14 protein-coding genes are annotated in these 16777 nt (G+C 63.9%); 8 read left to right on the top strand and 6 right to left on the bottom strand.

Annotation, left to right across the window (positions count from 1 at the left end; translation table 11 throughout):
* Positions 1 to 6: 6 nt before the first annotated feature.
* Together JY96_RS11105 and dnaN are read right to left on the bottom strand one after the other, a co-directional pair.
* On the bottom strand, positions 7 to 1029 hold the full coding sequence (locus JY96_RS11105; RefSeq protein WP_152606458.1) for a PEP-CTERM sorting domain-containing protein: 1023 nt from the start codon (positions 1027 to 1029) through the stop codon (positions 7 to 9).
* Between the two features lie 26 nt (positions 1030 to 1055).
* Positions 1056 to 2186, bottom strand: a complete 1131-nt coding sequence (dnaN, locus tag JY96_RS11100; RefSeq protein WP_035037400.1) for a DNA polymerase III subunit beta — start codon at positions 2184 to 2186, stop codon at positions 1056 to 1058.
* 419 nt (positions 2187 to 2605) lie between these two features.
* Here dnaN and JY96_RS23590 point away from each other — a divergent pair, with 419 nt between their 5' ends.
* Complete coding sequence (locus tag JY96_RS23590) at positions 2606 to 2743, top strand: hypothetical protein (protein ID WP_161784308.1); 138 nt, start codon at positions 2606 to 2608, stop codon at positions 2741 to 2743.
* Between the two features lie 60 nt (positions 2744 to 2803).
* Here the strand turns inward: JY96_RS23590 and dnaA are convergent, their stop codons facing one another.
* A complete protein-coding gene (dnaA, locus tag JY96_RS11095; RefSeq protein ID WP_052162935.1) occupies positions 2804 to 4270 on the bottom strand; it encodes a chromosomal replication initiator protein DnaA in 1467 nt (488 codons plus the stop codon).
* Positions 4271 to 4715: 445 nt separating this feature from the next.
* Between dnaA and rpmH the strand changes: the two genes are divergently transcribed.
* The 4 genes from rpmH to yidC all read left to right on the top strand — a co-directional run bounded on the left by rpmH (position 4716) and on the right by yidC (position 7670).
* Complete coding sequence (gene rpmH / locus JY96_RS11090) at positions 4716 to 4850, top strand: 50S ribosomal protein L34 (RefSeq protein WP_035037398.1); 135 nt, start codon at positions 4716 to 4718, stop codon at positions 4848 to 4850.
* 218 nt (positions 4851 to 5068) lie between these two features.
* Complete coding sequence (locus JY96_RS22245; protein ID WP_052162415.1) at positions 5069 to 5662, top strand: ribonuclease P protein component; 594 nt, start codon at positions 5069 to 5071, stop codon at positions 5660 to 5662.
* On the top strand, positions 5659 to 5955 hold the full coding sequence (gene yidD / locus JY96_RS11080) for a membrane protein insertion efficiency factor YidD (protein WP_235333903.1): 297 nt from the start codon (positions 5659 to 5661) through the stop codon (positions 5953 to 5955). Before JY96_RS22245 ends, yidD begins: the two co-directional genes overlap by 4 nt.
* Positions 5952 to 7670, top strand: a complete 1719-nt coding sequence (gene yidC / locus JY96_RS11075; protein ID WP_035037397.1) for a membrane protein insertase YidC — start codon at positions 5952 to 5954, stop codon at positions 7668 to 7670. Before yidD ends, yidC begins: the two co-directional genes overlap by 4 nt.
* Before the next feature lie 189 nt (positions 7671 to 7859).
* Here yidC and JY96_RS24125 read toward each other — a convergent pair whose 3' ends face one another.
* Both JY96_RS24125 and JY96_RS11070 read right to left on the bottom strand, forming a co-directional pair.
* Positions 7860 to 7991 (bottom strand): hypothetical protein, encoded by a 132-nt coding sequence (locus tag JY96_RS24125; RefSeq protein WP_255352682.1) that lies wholly within the window; start codon positions 7989 to 7991, stop codon positions 7860 to 7862.
* Positions 7992 to 8177: 186 nt separating this feature from the next.
* Positions 8178 to 9176 carry a sterol desaturase family protein gene (locus tag JY96_RS11070; RefSeq protein WP_052162414.1) on the bottom strand — a complete coding sequence of 333 codons (999 nt, stop codon included), beginning with the start codon at positions 9174 to 9176 and terminating at the stop codon, positions 8178 to 8180.
* Positions 9177 to 9376: 200 nt separating this feature from the next.
* Between JY96_RS11070 and mnmE the strand changes: the two genes are divergently transcribed.
* From mnmE to JY96_RS11055, 3 genes are all read left to right on the top strand, one after another.
* On the top strand, positions 9377 to 10807 hold the full coding sequence (gene mnmE / locus JY96_RS11065; RefSeq protein ID WP_035037395.1) for a tRNA uridine-5-carboxymethylaminomethyl(34) synthesis GTPase MnmE: 1431 nt from the start codon (positions 9377 to 9379) through the stop codon (positions 10805 to 10807).
* Positions 10808 to 11004: 197 nt separating this feature from the next.
* Positions 11005 to 11472, top strand: a complete 468-nt coding sequence (locus JY96_RS11060; protein WP_035037393.1) for a cyclic nucleotide-binding domain-containing protein — start codon at positions 11005 to 11007, stop codon at positions 11470 to 11472.
* 75 nt (positions 11473 to 11547) lie between these two features.
* Positions 11548 to 12612 carry an HD-GYP domain-containing protein gene (locus JY96_RS11055; RefSeq protein ID WP_035037390.1) on the top strand — a complete coding sequence of 355 codons (1065 nt, stop codon included), beginning with the start codon at positions 11548 to 11550 and terminating at the stop codon, positions 12610 to 12612.
* Between the two features lie 36 nt (positions 12613 to 12648).
* Here JY96_RS11055 and JY96_RS11050 read toward each other — a convergent pair whose 3' ends face one another.
* Positions 12649 to 16767, bottom strand: a complete 4119-nt coding sequence (locus tag JY96_RS11050) for a response regulator (protein WP_052162413.1) — start codon at positions 16765 to 16767, stop codon at positions 12649 to 12651.
* Between the last annotated feature and the right edge of the window lie 10 nt (positions 16768 to 16777).

Raw genomic sequence — 16777 nt, 5'->3', positions numbered from 1 at the left:
TGCCGCTCAAGCAGCGCGGCGACGCTTGCCAGCGGTAACCAGCACACCCACCAGGCCCAGGCCCATCAAGGCCCAGGTGCCAGGTTCTGGCACGGCCACTGTGACTTTGTAATCCGCCGTAGCGCCAAGAGCCAGAAAGCCATTGACCGAGCTTGTACCCGTGTTGTTGATCTGAACGCTGAAAGGCGAATCTGCCTGATCGTTCACATTGTTGGTGAACAACTCACCCAGGCCATTGCCGTCCAGGCTCTGCGTCAAATCATGTGAGTTCCAGGCGAACACCCCCCCTTCGTTGCCATCGTCAAGTTGCAAGGCAACGACTGCTGACGAATGGCTGTCGAAGTTGGCGCTCCAACCATTGGCCTGGATGCTGTCGATGAACGCGCCGGGCTGCACCTGGGTCAGATCCAGGCCTGTGTTGACATGCCACTGGCCATCGATGACCAGGGCCGTATTGGCCGACAAGGTGAATGCCGACTGCCCGGGATTAAAGGGAAACCACACGCCCGGAACGTCCGGAGTCTCATCCCTGCCGAAGAACATGCCCGATGCCGCGGTCACGCTGACGGTGTAACCATCTGTGCCATAGCTTGAAGCCATGGCGTTGAGATCAGATGCGCGCAAGCTCGAGTTGATGGTCGCGCTATTGGTGTTGTAGCTGCCCGTGACGTTGCCACTCGAAGAAACAAAATCGGCCGGGGTCGCCGTGAACAGATCGCCCGGCGTGCGTGTCGATTCACCCGTTGCCTGGGACTGGGGGGTCCACGTACTGGTCACGACGCCAATGCCCACGTAGCTGTCGTTGAAGGTGATCGACGGTGCGATGCCGTCTGTGGGATCCAGGTCGATCAGGTGATAGGACAGGCCGGTGACTGATGCGGCACCCGATGCGACGATGCCATCTGCGGCCGAAGCCGTGCTTACAAGCGATGCCAGAAGAACAGGCAATACAAAGCGCTGGATCATGGGGATCCCCTCCGTGTTTATGTGATGAGCACGGAGGATAGTCAAACATCCCGTGTTTGACACCCCCTGTTTGGACGTCGAGTCGTAACTCAGATACGCATCGGCATCACCACGTACTTGAAGCCTTCGAACTCGGGGTTGGTGATCAGCGCAGAGCTGTTGGCGTCCTGCAGGGACACGGTCACCATGTCCTGGCTCATGTTGGCCAGCACGTCCATCAGGTAACCCACGTTGAAACCGATCTCGAAGCTGTCGCCACCGTAGTCGATTTCGAGCTCTTCCTTGGCCTCTTCCTGCTCGGCGTTGCTCGAGGCAATGCCCAGCACGCCGGGCGCGAAGTTCATGCGCACGCCCTTGAACTTCTCGGACGTGAGGATGGCGGCGCGTTGCAGCGAGGCCAGCAAGGTGGTGCGGCCCAGGGTGATGTGGTTCTTGTGGTTCTTGGGGATGACGCGGTTGTAGTCGGGGAACTTGCCCTCGACCAGCTTGGTCACGAACTCGAGACCACCGAAAGTGAACTTGGCCTGGTTGCCGGCAAAGCGCATCTCGATCATCTGCTCGGGCTCACCTTCCTTGCCCTTGCTGTCGTCCTTGAGCAGGCGTTGCAGCTCCAGCACGGTCTTGCGCGGCAGGATGACTTCCTGCTTGGGCATGTCCACGTCCAGCGTGGCCTGCGCCAGGGCCAGGCGGTGGCCGTCGGTGGCCACCAGGGTCAGGCTGTTGCCTTCGGCCACGAACAGGATGCCGTTGAGGTAGTAGCGGATGTCGTGCACGGCCATGGCGAAGTGCACCTGGCCGATCAGCATCTTCAAGGTCTTCTGGGGCACGCTGAAAGCCGGGCCGAAGTCGGCGGCTTCCTGCACCAGGGGGAAGTCTTCAGCGGGCAGGGTCTGCAGGGTGAAGCGGCTCTTGCCACCTTGCAGGGTCAGCTTGTTCTGGTTGGCGGTGAGCGAGACGATCTGGTCGGAAGGCAGGCTCTTGAGGATGTCGCCGAGCTTTTTGGCGCCGACGGTGGTGGCGTAGTCGCCTTCGTCGCCGTCCAGTTGGGCAGTGGTGCGGATCTGGATTTCCAGGTCGCTGGTGATGAGCTCGAGCTGGCTGCCGGACTTCTTCAACAGCACGTTGGCCAAGATGGGCAAGGTGTGGCGTCTCTCGACGATACCGGCCACGGATTGCAGGGCGGCAAGAACTTTTTCTTGGGCTGCTTTCAACACAATCATCTTAGTCTTTCAAATTAGTCGTTGTAGTAGAGGACGACTTTTTCTGTGAACAACGCTATTTTGTCCTGATCCATCAAGGATTTAGCCCTCGTACAAGCCTGTGGATCGTACCGCGGTTCGCCATGGGGACAACAGACAACAACTTTGGAAAGTCCCGAGGGCCTGTGGACAAGCCAGTACTTGTCCTTTTTTTGTCCACAAGCTTGTTCCTTGACAAGGCTGGGAGCCCCTGGCAGGCCGGTCAACAGGGCCGCCAAAGCACCAGAAAGCGCTCAGAAGCCCTCGAACAAGCCTGTGTACAAAAAAAGAACAACCGGCCTCTTGTCCACAAGGCAGACCGGTTTGGGAAAGTTGTTGTCGGTTGTCCCCAGGCGCAACAGGCCCGCCATCCACAGGCTTGTCCTTGATGCAAATGCTTGATGGCATTGAAAGAAAAGCACTTGTCCACAGCAAAAGGCGCCCTCTACTACGACTACGACCTTTTAAAAGGAATACAGGTATGTGAAGAGAAACCGGCGCAGCCTGGGCAAGGACAGGCGAAAAAAAAGGAGGCCTGAAGCCTCCTCTTTGGTTTGATTGATCTGTTGATGAGCCGGCGGATGCCGCATCCGCGCCACTCAACCCTTGAGCGTCTGTTCCAGCACGTGCAGCTGCTGGTTGAGCTCGGTGTCCTTGCCGCGCTCGCCCATGATCTTGCGCACCGCGTGCAGCACCGTGGTGTGGTCGCGCCCGCCAAACAGCTCGCCGATCTCGGGCAGGCTCTTTTGGGTCAGTTCCTTGGCCAGGTACATGGCGATCTGGCGCGGTTTGGCGATCGAGGCCGGGCGCTTCTTGCTGTACATGTCGGCGACCTTGATCTTGTAGAAGTCGGCCACCGTCTTCTGGATGTTCTCGACGCTGATCTGGCGGTTCTGGATGGACAGCAGGTCCTTCAAGGCCTCGCGCGCCAGGGCGATGGTGATCTCCTTGTGGCTGAACTTGGCAAAGGCCAGCACCTTGCGCAGCGCACCTTCGAGTTCACGCACGTTGGCGCGCACGTTCTTGGCCACGAAGAAGGCGACGTCTTCGGGCATGTCGATGGCTTCGAGGGCGGCCTTCTTGATCAGGATGGCCACGCGCATTTCCAGCTCGGGCGGCTCGATGGCCACCGTGAGGCCGGAGTCGAAACGCGAGGTCAGGCGTTCATCGATGTTGGCCAGGCCCTTGGGGTAGGTGTCGCTGGTCATGATGATGTGCGCCTTCTTGGCCAGCAGGGCCTCGAACGCGTTGAAGAATTCTTCCTGCGTGCGGTCCTTGCCGGCGAAGAACTGCACGTCGTCGATCAGCAGCAGGTCAAGTTGGTGGTACTTGGCCTTGAGCTCGTCAAAGGTCTTGCGCTGGTAGTTCTTGACCACGTCGGAGATGAACTGCTCGGCGTGCAGGTAGAGGATGCGCGCATCGGGCTTGTCGGCCAGCAGGGCGTTGCCCACGGCGTTCATCAAGTGCGTTTTACCCAGGCCGACGCCGCCGTAGATGAACAGCGGGTTGTACATCTGGCCGGGGGCGCCGGCCACGTGCAGGGCGGCGGTGCGGGCCATCTGGTTGGCACGGCCGGGCACGAGGTTGTCGAACGTGAGCGCCGGGTTCAGGCCCATGACCTGAGGCTGGCTGCGGGTGCGGTGCGGCGCTTCGCTGGCCTGGTGCTGCGGCAGGCTGACCACGCCGGGGCCACCGGTGACGATGCTGTGGCCACCGTTGGGGGCATACATGGGCTGTGCAGCAGTTTGTGCGGCCTGATGGGGCTGGGCTGCCTGGGCATTGGGTGGCAGGGCGCGGCCGGGCATGACCATGCCAGGCGGGCGCAGCGCTTGAGCCGGTGCGGGCATGGCCGCGCGGGGGGCCAGGGCGATGTCCATGCGCACCTCGCCGCCTTGCAGTTCGGTGAGGATGCTTTCCAGGCGGGTGCTGTACTGCGTGCGGATCCAGTCCAGCATGAAGCGGTTGGGCACACGCACGCAGACCGAGGTCACGCCATCGGCCAGGCCGACGTCTGCCGGCGGCAGGGGGCGGATCCAGGTGTTGAACTGCTGTTCGGGCAGCTCCATGGCCAGGCGCTCGCAGGCGCGTTGCCACAGGCTGGTGGTGTCAAGCGGGGAAGCGGCGTCTGCGGCCAGTGGACGGCTGGATGCAGGCAATTCGGCGGCGCTCATGTGTGGACAAGTCCTTCCTTGGGACGCGAATTCTAAGCGCGTTGGGGCCAGGAATTGACAGGTTATCCACAGATTTCTGCCCAGCGTGAATTGGTGTAGGAAAGCCGCCGTTCCAGCACCTGGAGTGGGTTTGCCGGGGCCCCTTGATTCAAGGGGCATTGACCGATGCCTCAAAAGCTGTTGTAATCGCGGGTTCGTCCGGTTGTGTGCCGGATGTTCGCCTGGTTTTGAAAGACCGGAGCCCTGCTGGCAATTGCATCAGCAGGTAGACAAACAGAAGAATGAGCCGCGGCAAGCTTTGTGCACAGCACTGGGGTTGCGGGCCTCATGAAGGATCATCATGAAACGCACTTATCAACCTTCCAAGACCCGCCGCGCCCGTACCCATGGTTTCCTGGTGCGCATGAAGACCAAGGGTGGCCGCAAGGTCATCAACGCACGCCGCGCCAAGGGCCGCAAGCGTCTGGCCCTGTAATCCAGGCCAGCTGTAGCTGGTTGCGTGCGCCCAAGGCCCTGGCCTGGTGTGCATGAAAACCGGCTGTGGTCCAGCTTCGGGTGTGCATCCGCTTGATCCATCCGGTGCTGGCATGAACGAAGCCGGGCGAAGCGTTTGCGTGCCCGGCTTTGTTGCGACTTGACCCCCCTCCTACCGTGCGTCCACCGAGTCTGAAAGCTGCTGATTTTCAGAGGGCTTTGGGCTCGCGCCCGGTCTCGCGTACCGCCCATTTTGTGCTGCATGTGCTGCCCCGTCAGGTGCAGGCGCCTGCGCGCTCGGGCGAACACGCGGGTGAACGCGCCGCCGAGCGTGTTGATGCCGAGGCGCCTTTGAAGGCGTTGGGGCAGCCCGCTTCACTGACCGGTCTGGTCAAGTTGTCAACAGGCGAGGGTGCCGAGGCAGACGTGCTTGTGGATGACTTTGTCACCGAGATCCCCGAGGCGGGCCGCCTGGCCTGGCGCCTGGGTCTGGTGCTGCCCAAAAAGCAGGCCAAGCGCTCGGTGACCCGTTCCCTGATCCGCCATCAGGCCCGCGAGGCCTTGCGTCGCCACGCCCCTGCCGTCCTGGCTCAGGGGCGCCATGGTGAAGATGTCGATGGCTGGGTGCTGCGCCTGCGCGCGCCGTTTGACCGCACCCGATTCCCCAGTGCTGCTTCTGACGCCCTGAAGGCCCTGGTTCGCCAGGAGCTGGACGAGTTGTGGCTGCGACTGACGGTGCCCGCATCTGCGGGGGCGCGCTTTACAAAGGAATCGTCCCCCTCTGTGGCAGACAGCACCGGAGGTGCGGCATGATGCGCGCTGTGCTGTGCCGTGCCGTCAATGCGGTGCTGATCGGCCTGGTGCGTGGCTACCGTTTCTTTCTGAGCCCCTGGCTGGGTTCGGCCTGCCGGTTCACGCCCACCTGTTCCCAATATGCCCTGCAGGCGCTTGAGCGTCATGGCCCGGCTGCCGGTTCTTACCTGGCGGCCAGGCGCCTGCTGCGTTGTCACCCGGGTTGTCCGGGTGGCCATGATCCGGTGCCCGATGTGGCGCCGGGTCTTTTGTCCCGTTATTGCAACCCTTCGTCGGATTCAACTCGCTCATGAATGATCTGCGTCGCACCCTGCTGTGGTCGGTGTTTGCCGTCTCGCTGCTGATGTTGTGGGATGGCTGGCTGCGTCATACCGGCCAACCCTCCCTGTTCGCGCCTGCGCCTGCCACCACGGTGGCAGCTGCTTCGGGTGCTTCCGCTGTTGATGGCACCGTGCCGCAAGCCAGCACCCAGTTGTCCGGCAATGGCGTGGGCAACGGGGCACCAGCGGCCGCCCAGCCTGCGGCCAGTGGTGTGGCCGGGGCGGCGGTGCCTGCACCCAGCGAGCAGGTCACCATCACCACCGATGTGGTCAAGGCCACCATCGACACGCTGGGCGGCAGCCTGGTCAAGGTCGAGCTGCTCAAGCATGAAGACCAGGACCACCCTGATCACCACATGGTGCTGCTGGACCAGTCGCCCACGCACACCTATGTGGCGCAGTCCGGCCTGATCGGCTCGAGTGCGGCTGATGGCACGCTGCCCACGCACAAGACACCGTTCACGCTGCTGAGCAGCGAGCGCAAGCTGGCCGATGGTGCCAACGAGCTGCTGGTCAAGCTGGAATCGGCGCCAGTCAACGGCGTCAAGCTGGTCAAGACCTACACCTTCAAGCGGGGCGACTACGCCATCGACGTGAAGCAGGACGTGATCAATGCGTCGGCCGCCACGATCAAGCCCCAGCTGTATGTGCAGCTGGAGCGTGACGGCTCGCCTGCAAAGGCACCGGCCGGCCCGGCCTTCATGGGCGGCCCGCAGGCTTATACCGGCATGGCCATCTTCAACCAGAAGGGCAAGTACCAGAAGGCCGATTTCAAGCACATTGAAGAAGGCAAGCTGGAGCTGGAGAAGGTGGACGACAACGGTTGGGTGGCGATGGTGCAGCACCACTTCGCCTCGGCCTGGTTGCAAAACGACAAGATCACGCGCGAGTTCTTCGTGCAGAAGGTGGCCACCAATCTGTATGCCACCGGCATGCTGTTCCCGCTGGGCGAGATCGCGCCGGGCCAGAGCAAGTCGCTCGACGCCAAGTTGTTTGTGGGCCCCCAGGAAGAAAACAAGCTCAGGGCACTGGCCCCTGGCCTGGAGTACACCAAGGACTACGGCTGGACCCACATCATGGCCGCGCCCCTGTTCTGGCTGCTCGACAAGATCCACGGCCTGATCGGCAACTGGGGCTGGGCGATCGTGGCGCTGGTGGTGCTGCTCAAGGCCGCCTTCTACTGGTTGAATGCCAGTGCCTACCGCTCGATGGCCAAGATGAAGGCGCTGAACCCGCGCATCCAGACCATGCGCGAGAACCTCAAGGACGACCCGCAGAAGATGCAGCAGGAGATGCTGAAGATCTACCGCGAAGAGAAGGTCAACCCGATTGGTGGTTGCCTGCCCATCCTGATCCAGATCCCGGTGTTCATCGCGCTGTACTCGGTGCTGTCGTCCTCGGTGGAGATCCGCAACGCGCCTTGGATTGGCTGGATCACCGACCTGTCGGTCAAGGACCCGTTCTTCGTGTTGCCCGCCTTGATGACGGCTTCGACCCTGCTGCAGACCTGGCTGAACCCCACGCCACCGGACCCTGTCCAGGCCAAGATGATGTGGATCATGCCGCTGCTGTTCAGCGTGATGTTCTTCTTCTTCCCGGCTGGCCTGGTGCTGTACTGGCTGACCAACAACCTGCTGTCGATCGCCCAGCAATGGATGATCAACAAGCAGCTGGGTGTGGCGAAGTAAACAAGCCCTCAGTCAAAACAAAAGCCGCCTGCGCAGTACGCCAGGCGGCTTTTTTCTTGGGTTCTTGTGAGGTGCGGGCCAGGAGCGCTGGGTGATCACCTCCGCTCATGTCCCCCGGTTCGGGCTGCGCCCGCCTCTCCTCCTTTACTTCGCTGCGCTGTTCACCCAGCGCTCCTGTCTTGCAGGCACTCAGTCGTCAGACTGACGCTTGAGGATCATGGCCGCCACCAAGGCGGTGGCCACGGCCAGCGGCCAGACGGACAAAGTGCCCCCGGCGTTGTCGACGCCGAGTTGGAGGTAATCGTTGATCAGGTCCAGCATGGTGCAATCTTTCCAATGTCGTCATCGGTCAATTGTGCGATGCAACATTGGTGCCAGTGTCCGATTGCCCGGTGACAAGGCTGTGAAACCGGGTATGCACCGTTTTGTGATGTCACGCCGGGCGCCAACTTGGGGCACCGTTGTGAGCGCGATGGCCTGAGTGGCTTCTTTGGTACAGGCTGAGGCTCAGGCCGTGCGAGCGATGGTGCTGGATGCGGCTGCCGGCTGGTTGCCCGTGCCCCCCTGGGCCACGCCGGCATGGGGCGTGTGTGTGGCACCGCCCGCTTGCTGGGCTTCGAGTGCCGCCTGGCGGGCCTTCATCTGCTTCCACTTCCAGGGGATGAAGAACTGGCCCAGGTAGGCGTGCACGGGGTAGAAGTGCTCGTTGAACAGGCCCATCTTCGCGGGCCGGACCTGGCCTTGTGGGTGGTAGACAAAGGTGCCGAACAGGTGGTCCCACAGCATGAAGACGCTGTAGTTCTTGGCCTCTTCGATCTTGTTGGAGTGGTGCCAGCGGTGCTGCTCGTTGGTGCCGATGATGTAGTTGAGCGGGCCGAAGCTGAAGGCCACGTTCATGTGGGTGATGGTGGCCAGCACGCTGCCGATCACGCCGCTGAGGATGAAAGCTTCCTGGCTGACGCCGGTCTGGAAGGTCACGAAGATGGGCAGCAGGCGGCGCCAGATCAGGTCGGCGGGATGGGCGCGGCTGGCGTTAAGCACGCTCAGGCGGTGGGCGCAGTGGTGCACGCTGTGCAGGCGCCAGAAGAAGTCGATCTCGTGGCCCATGCGGTGGGTGACGTAGAACATGAAGTCGAACGTCAGGTAGGCGATGGCGACCTGGCCCCAGAAGGGCAGGTTGTGGGCGGCGGCGCTCTCGGGCAACACGCCGTACTTGAACAGCAGGCCCGAGCCCGTCAGCGCGACCAGGGTGTGCACGAAGAAGTTCTGGAAGGCGGTGATGGCCATCAGCACACCGTTGTGCAGCCAGTCGTTGAGCACCTCGCCCTTTTCGAAGTCATTGGGCTGCTCCGGCCAGATGTACTGCATCACCGTGGCGATGATGTAGTAGGGCGCCAGGAAGTAGGTGAAGATCTTGTTCGGGTCGAAACCGAAGTGCAGCACGGTGTAGATGCCCAGTGCCAGCGAGCCAAACAGAAACGACCAGCTTGAAAAACGCTTCAACATAAATGAACCCCGTAATGCGCAGCGAGGTTATGGCCGCGCGTCAAGCCCGTCTACGGGGTTTGTGCCCAAACTCCCGCAGGTGAGGGTGTTGGCAAGAGACAATCGGGGCAAGTTGTTGATTCAAGGCAATGTCCGGGCAAGGTGCCTGGACGTTGGCGTCCAGTTTGATCGGTTTTTGAAGCGGGAAAAGGGTTGTTTGCATGTCATGGCGTGAGCGCAATGTCCCCATCGTGGCGGTGGCCACGGCGTCCGGCCGCGGTGCGGTGGGCATCGTGCGGGTGTCGGGCAAGGGCTTGATGCCACTGGCGCAGGCGCTGTGCGGGCGCGAACTGCAGCCGCGTGTGGCCACGTACGGGCCGTTCAAGGATGCCCACGGCGAGGCGCTGGACCACGGCCTGGCGCTGTATTTTCCGGGGCCGCACAGCTACACCGGCGAGGATGTGCTGGAGCTGCAGGGCCATGGTGGCCCCGTGGTGATGCAGCTGTTGCTCGCGCGTTGCCTGGAGGCCGCCACCGAACTGGACCCCACCACCGGCCGGGCCCGCTTGCCAGGCTTGCGTCTGGCCGAGCCCGGTGAGTTCACCCAACGCGCCTTCCTCAACGACAAGATCGACCTGGCCCAGGCCGAAGCCATTGCCGACCTGATCGATGCCAGCACCGAAGCCGCGGCGCGTTCGGCCAGCCGCTCGCTGGGCGGGGCCTTCTCCAAGGAGATCGAGGCCCTGCGTGACCAGCTGATCAACCTGCGCATGCTGGTCGAGGCCACGCTGGACTTCCCCGAGGAAGAAATCGACTTCCTGGAAAAGGCCGATGCCCGCGGCAAGCTCGACCGGGTGGCGGCCACGCTGGACAAGGTCCTGGGCCAGGCGCGTCAGGGCGCCCTGCTGCGCGAAGGCCTTCAGGTGGTGCTGGCCGGCCAGCCCAATGCGGGCAAGAGTTCGCTGCTCAATGCGCTGGCCGGTGCCGAGCTGGCCATCGTCACGCCCATTGCGGGCACCACGCGCGACAAGGTCAGCGAGACCATCCAGATCGAAGGCGTGCCCTTGCATGTGGTGGACACCGCCGGCTTGCGCGCCGAGCATGAAGCGTCCGACGAGGTCGAGCGCATCGGCATGGCGCGCAGCTGGGAGGCCATCTGGCAAGCCGATGCCGTGCTCTTTCTGCACGACCTGACACGGGTGGACAACCTGGCTTATGCCCAGGCCGATGCCCAGATCGCCACGCGCCTGCCCGAGGGCGTGCCGGTGGTGCACGTGTTCAACAAGGCCGATGCGGGCAGCCTGTCGCCCGCGGTGCAGGCCGGTGTGCTGCCAGTCGGGCCGGTGCTGGCGCTGTCAGCGCGCACGGGCGAGGGGCTGCAGGCCTTGCGCCACAAGCTGCTGGAGATCGCCGGCTGGCAGGCCGCGCAAGAGGGCGTGTTCATCGCCCGTCAACGCCATGTGCAGGCGCTGCGCGTGGCCCGTGAGCATCTGCAAGGTGCGCAGGCGCACGCCGCCTTGAACGATGGCGCGCTGGATTTGCTGGCCGAAGAGCTGCGCCTGGCGCACAACGCGCTGGGCACCATCACCGGGGCATTTTCGGCAGACGACCTTTTAGGTGAAATATTCACGCGTTTCTGCATTGGCAAATAGGTTTAAGCGCTTGGCAGAAACAGGGCGTGGTATCACTGGCGGGCCCATATTCGGGCCATGAACCGGCCGGATGCGTCATGGCCAGGCAACAAAAAGGGCGCTTCGTTTGAAAAGGCGCCCACTGCCAGGCCGTGATGGATTAAATTCATAAGCTCGCGCTGCAGGGCGCCGATACAGCGAGCGAACTTGAGGCACCGATGGATTCCACAGCACTGATTCAGGCGATTCAGACGCTCAATACGGAAGATGCATTCCGTCCGCGTCTGGATCCTCAGCAATGGCGGACGTTTTGCCAGTACCTGACACGCCATGAACTGCGTTCGGGTGATCTGCTGGTCAAACAGGGCGACCACGACCGCACGGTCTATTTTCTGGGGCAGGGCTCCTTGCAGGTATTCGTGACTGGCGGCACGCCCGGGGCGTCACGCATCGCGATCCTGCGGCCAGGTTCCATTTGCGGCGAGCCGGGGCTGTTTGCCGATGGCCCGCGCATGGCCAATGTCGAGGCCATGACCCCGTGTGTGATCTACGCCTTGCGCCTGCCACGTTTTGAAGAACTAGCCGCCCGCGTGCCCTCCGTGGCCGTGGAGGTGGTGAGGGCAGCGGGCTCGGTCATGGCCCAGCGCATGCGCGCGAACATGACCCGTCAGATTCCGTCAGCTTGAGGCCTGAAGGCTTCTGGCTTGCCACGGTTACCGTGCCAGCTATAAAAAGAACATTGACCAGCGGAGTAGTGCAGGATGTCAGCAAGCCTGGGTTTGCGTAGGCCCACCATACTCGTGGCGGACGATTCGCCACAGAACATCGAGTTGTTGTCCAAGGTGCTTGGGCAGGATTACCGCATCAAGGTGGCCACCTCGGGCGACAAGGCTCTGGCCATCGCGTATTCGGAAGATCCCCCCGACCTGATCCTGCTGGACATCATGATGCCCGACCTGAGCGGGCACGAGGTGTGCCGCCGCATCAAGGCCAACCCGGACCGGCGCCGCATCCCCGTGATCTTCGTGACGGCCATGAGCACGGTCGAAGACGAGAGCCTGGGCCTGAGCCTGGGCGCGGTCGACTACATCACCAAGCCGATCAGCCCGCCGCTGGTGCAGGCCCGCGTGCGCACGCACCTGGCGCTGTATGACCAGGCGCGCGAGCTGGAGCGCATGGTGGCGCAGCGCACCAGCGAGCTGGTGGCCACGCGCCAGCAGATCATCCGCCGCCTGGGCCGTGCCGCCGAGTTCAAGGACAACGAGACGGGCAACCACGTGATCCGCATGAGCCACATTGCCCGCCTGGTGGCGCAGCAAGCTGGCCTGGGGCCCGAGTCGGTGCAGCTGCTGTTCCAGACGGCGGCCATGCACGATGTGGGCAAGATCGGGGTGCCCGATCAGATCCTGCTCAAGCCGGGCCCGCTGAACCCGGAGGAGCGCAAGATCGTGCGCCAGCACCCGCAGATCGGCGCCGACATCATCGGCAAGCACGACAACGAGTTGCTGGCCACGGCGCGCACGATCGCGCTGACCCACCATGAGCGCTGGGACGGCGCGGGTTACCCGCAAGGCCTCAAGGGCGAGCAGATCCCGCTGTTTGGCCGCATCGTGGCCATCGCGGATGTGTTCGATGCCTTGATGAACCGCCGGCCCTACAAGGAGGCGATGAGCGCCTCGCAGGCCCTGGCCGTGATGGCCGAAGAGCGGGGTGGGGCGTTTGACCCGACCTTGCTGGACTGCTTCTTCCAGCAGCAGTTCGAGATCCTGCGCATCATGGACTTGTACGCCGATGAGCGGGGCACGGTCGCCGAGATGGCGAGCTGATCGCCTGATTTGACTGCTTGAGCTTCTTGGGCCGGTTCAGCGCGAGGCCATGAGGCCTTGCAGCACCGTGGCGGCTTCTTCGAAGTCGTAGCGTTCCAGGGCCTTTTGCAGCGCCTGGATCTGCGGGTGCTGGCGCAGGGCAGTGCGGGCCTGCATCATGTCGTGCAGCATGTCGCGTGATTGGGCGTCGTTGTCTTCGACCAGCTGGCCCAGCCTGATCCACAAGGGGTGCAGGCTGGCGTCATCCAGGCTGGCTTGCTGCTGGTCGGTGACCTCCGCGCGTGGCTTGTTGAGCCGGTCGATATCGGCGAGCACGGCTTGCAGGGCATCCAGCGTCTTGGCGAGCTGGGTGTGCACCTGGGCGTGTGTATCGGCGCGATGCTGTTCAGTCGTTTCATCCGCAATCTTGGTCTGCATGAGGGCTTCCAGTTGGGTGACGGCTTGAAGGAGCCCGGTGGCGCCGATATTGCCAGCCAGGCCTTTGAGGGTGTGGGTGATCAGCAGGGCCGCGTCTTCATCGGGTGCGGCGGCGAATTGCTCGGCAAAGTCATGCTGGGTCTTGGCAAAGCCTTTGAGCAGGCGCAGGTAGAGGTCCATGTTGCCCATGCAGCGCGACAAGCCGTCGGCGGTGTCCAGGGTGGGCAGCTTGTGGGAGGCTTCGCTGGCCGTGGGCCTGGGGGCTGGCGCGGGGGCCGTGTGGATCGGGGCGGTGGAGGCCGACGCCGCCGCGCTGGCCGGTGCCGAGGGGCTGATCCAGCGCGCCATGATGGTGAACATGTGGCCCAGTTCCAGGGGCTTGGTGATGTGGTCGTTCATGCCGCAGCCCAGCACGCGCTCGCGGTCGGCGGCCATGGCGCTGGCGGTCATGGCGATGACGGGCATGCCGTGCCATTCCGGCCGGGCGCGGATGCGCTCGGTGGCGGTGTAGCCGTCCATCACGGGCATCTGGCAGTCCATCAGCACGCCGTCAAACGGGCCGTCGTTGGCGAGCTTGTCCAGGCATTCCTGGCCATTGGCCGCGGTGACCACGCTCATGCCGGCGCGTTGCAGCAGGTCGCAGGCCAGCTCCTGGTTCATGGGCTGGTCTTCCACCAGCAGCACGCGGGCACCAGCCAGTTGGCGCTGCGCCTGTTTGATGACGCGGCTGGTGCCACTCTGCGCAGTCGGGGCGGCGTTGTTGTGGCCCATGGCGCGCGAGAGGCTGTCCAGCAGGGTCGAGGGGGTGACGGGTTTGTTGATCACGCCCGCCAGGCCGATGCCGTCTGAAGCCTTGAGGGCTTCTTCGCGCGCGAAGGCGGTGACCAGCAGCACGCAGGGGCGGTGCTCGGGCGGGATGGACAGGGCGTGGCGCGCGAAGGTCAGGCCGTCCATGCCGGGCATCTTCCAGTCGGTCAGCAGGATGTGGTGGGGCTGCCCATCGGCCAGGCCTTTGTGCATGTGGGCCAGGGCCGCTTCGCCGCTGTCGGCCGTGTCTACTTCCAGGCCGAGGCGGCGGGCCATGTCGCCCAGCACCTCGCGCGCGGTGGCGTTGTCATCGACCAGCAGCAGGCGCTTGCCCTGCAGCTCGCCGGCGGTGAGCGCGCGGTGCGTGCCGGGCTGGCTTTGCAGGCCGAAGCGCGCGGTGAAGTGGAAGGTCGAGCCTTTGCCGGGCTGGCTGTTGACCCAGATGCGGCCGTTCATCATCTCGACGAGCTGGCGCGAGATGGTCAGGCCCAGGCCGGTGCCGCCGTACTGGCGTGTGGTGGAGTTGTCGGCCTGGGTGAAGGGCTGGAACAGGCGCTCGATCTGTTCGGGGCTCATGCCGATGCCGCTGTCGCGCACCCAGAAGTGCAGCACCACGTCGGCCGGGTCCATGCGCTGGACTTCGCAGCCGATGAGCACCTCGCCCTTGCTGGTGAACTTGATGGCGTTGGTGCCCAGGTTGATGAGGATCTGGCCCAGGCGGATGGGGTCGCCGATCAGGCTGGTGGGGATGTCGGGCGGGGCGGTGAACAGCAGCTCGAGGCTCTTTTCCTCGGCGCGCATGCCCAGCACGTCGGCCATGTTGCTGATGACGTGTTCGAGCTGGAAGTCGGTGTATTCGAGCTCGAGCTTGCCGGATTCGATCTTGGAGACGTCCAGCACGTCGTTGAGGATCTGCAGCAGGTTGCTGGCCGAGCGGTGCGCCTTCTCCACATAGTTGCGGGCCTTGGCGGGCAGCTCGTCCATCAAGGCCAGGTGGGTCATGCCCATGATGGCGTTCATGGGCGTGCGGATCTCGTGCGACATATTGGCCAGGAAGCGGCTCTTGGCCTGGGTGGCGGCCTCCGATGCCTGCTGGGCGTTGCGCAGGGCGGCTTCGGTCTGCTTGCGCGCGGTGATGTCCTGGATGATGGCGCACAGCTGGCGTCGGCCATCGTGCTCAAAAGGGATGAGCACGACTTCGGCGTCGAAGACATCGCCGTCAAGTCGTGTGTGACGCCATTCCATCGTGACGGGGTGGCCCTTGGCCACCGCGTCCTGAGGGATGCCCCGCACCTCGGCGTCCTGCACATAACCGGCCGGTGACAGCGGGGGCTTGTTGGGCTGCAGGCCTTTGAGGGCCTGTTCGCTTTCGCCACCGAACAGCTGCACGGCGCTGGGGTTGCAGCGCGTGATGCCCTGGTCGTCATTGAAGAAGATGAAGGCAAAGGGCGCGTGCGTGAACACGGCCTGCGAGCGCGCTTCAACTTCCTTGCGGGCGGTGACGTCGGCCCAGTAGCCGTTGTAGGTGCGGCTGCCATCGTCGTGCGTGACGCACTGGCTGTCGCAACGCAACCAGCGGCGCACGCCGTGGAGATTCAGCGGAAACTCAACCGCGGTCAGCGGGGGGCGATTGGGTGCGGCCTGGTCGCTGGCCTGGTTCATCAGCCGCCAGGGCAGATGAGGGTCCTCCATCAGGGTCTCGCGCGATTGGCCCAACAGGCGCTCGGCCCCCTCGCCGATGAAGCTGAAGTAGGGCAGGCCGCGTGCGGGTTGCCGGTAGCGGAACACGGTCAACGGCAGGGCGTGGGCCATGTCGTGGAGTTCTTGCTTGGCCTGCAGCAAGGTGGCCTGGCGTTGCAGGCGCTGTGCCCGCATGGTGATCAGCCAGTAGCCGGTGATCAGGGCCAGCGCGGCGGCGGTGCCCCAGCCGGCGATGATGGGCGCTTCGCCACTGATGGGCACCAGTGACCAGGCCGTGAGGTTGCCGTAGTTCAGCGGGTTGGACAGGGCCATGAAGCGGCCGTCCGGGCGCTGCACCTCGGTGATGCTGCGGTTGCCCACATGCAGTGTGCCGATGCGCCAGCCCAGATCGGCGGGGATGCGCTGGTAGTTGCGCCGCTGGCTGTCGTCGTCCAGGCTGACGGGGCCCTGCAGCATGGTGCGGCCCAGCAACTGGTCGACCTGGTTGCCGATCAGCATCACGCCGTGTTCGTCGGTGACAAAGAGCTGGTAGGTGGTGTCCTTGAACAGCCGGGCCAGCGAGGCCGATTCCTGTGCCACCACGATGGCGCCAACCGCGCCTTCGGGGCCGTCGACCCGCGCGGAGAAATAAAAGCCGGGGATCTTGTTGATGCGGCCCACGGCGAACTGCGAGCCGTGGCCGTTCTCGATGGCATCGATGTAGTAGCGGCGGGTGCGGAAGTTGCCGCCGATGGCGCTGTTCGTGGTGTCGATGCCGGCGTCCGCCAGGACGGTGCCGTAGCGGTCCATCATGAACAGGTGGTCGAGCCGGAAGTCGTGGGTGGTGTCCAGCAGGGTCTGGCTGGTCTTGCGCACGGCCGGCAGGCGGCTGAGTTCGTCGCGCACGCGCGCCCGGCTGGCTTCGGTCAGGCCCTCGCTGCCGGGGACCTTGACCTCATTGAGGAAGCGCACGACATCGGTCTGGCGGCTCAGGGCCAGGGGCAGGGCGGCGTATTGCTGGAAGCTGACGTTGAGCGTCTCGTGCAGGCTGTTGAGGCGCAACTGGGCGGCGTCGAGCTGGTCCAGGCGGTGCTCGGTGAGTTCCCGCTGGATCATCCAGGCGCCCAGGCCACCGACGACCACGGTCCAGATCACCGCAGCCCGCCACAAACGGGGGTTGCCGCGAAGGCTGGCCAGATAGCCGGTGGGCTGATCGCGCGATGGGTGAGGCTCGGCGGACGCGAGGTCCATGCAGGCAATC

This window comes from Aquabacterium sp. NJ1 (genome assembly GCF_000768065.1).
Classification (GTDB): domain Bacteria; phylum Pseudomonadota; class Gammaproteobacteria; order Burkholderiales; family Burkholderiaceae_C; genus Aquabacterium.
The sequence above is the reverse complement of the archived record's forward strand: the minus strand, read 5'-3'. Positions and strand labels throughout refer to the sequence as shown.

Bases quoted from the DNA above. Each gene is read 5' to 3' on its own strand.
- dnaN (WP_035037400.1), bottom strand. From the start codon at position 2,186: ATGATTGTGTTGAAAGCAGCCCAAGAAAAAGTTCTTGCCGCCCTGCAA.
- JY96_RS23590 (WP_161784308.1), top strand. From the start codon at position 2,606: ATGGCATTGAAAGAAAAGCACTTGTCCACAGCAAAAGGCGCCCTCTAC.
- dnaA (WP_052162935.1), bottom strand. From the start codon at position 4,270: ATGGAGCTGCCCGAACAGCAGTTCAACACCTGGATCCGCCCCCTGCCG.
- rpmH (WP_035037398.1), top strand. From the start codon at position 4,716: ATGAAACGCACTTATCAACCTTCCAAGACCCGCCGCGCCCGTACCCAT.
- yidD (WP_235333903.1), top strand. From the start codon at position 5,659: ATGATGCGCGCTGTGCTGTGCCGTGCCGTCAATGCGGTGCTGATCGGC.
- yidC (WP_035037397.1), top strand. From the start codon at position 5,952: ATGAATGATCTGCGTCGCACCCTGCTGTGGTCGGTGTTTGCCGTCTCG.
- JY96_RS24125 (WP_255352682.1), bottom strand. From the start codon at position 7,991: ATGCTGGACCTGATCAACGATTACCTCCAACTCGGCGTCGACAACGCC.
- JY96_RS11070 (WP_052162414.1), bottom strand. From the start codon at position 9,176: ATGTTGAAGCGTTTTTCAAGCTGGTCGTTTCTGTTTGGCTCGCTGGCA.
- mnmE (WP_035037395.1), top strand. From the start codon at position 9,377: ATGTCATGGCGTGAGCGCAATGTCCCCATCGTGGCGGTGGCCACGGCG.
- JY96_RS11060 (WP_035037393.1), top strand. From the start codon at position 11,005: ATGGATTCCACAGCACTGATTCAGGCGATTCAGACGCTCAATACGGAA.
- JY96_RS11055 (WP_035037390.1), top strand. From the start codon at position 11,548: ATGTCAGCAAGCCTGGGTTTGCGTAGGCCCACCATACTCGTGGCGGAC.
- JY96_RS11050 (WP_052162413.1), bottom strand. From the start codon at position 16,767: ATGGACCTCGCGTCCGCCGAGCCTCACCCATCGCGCGATCAGCCCACC.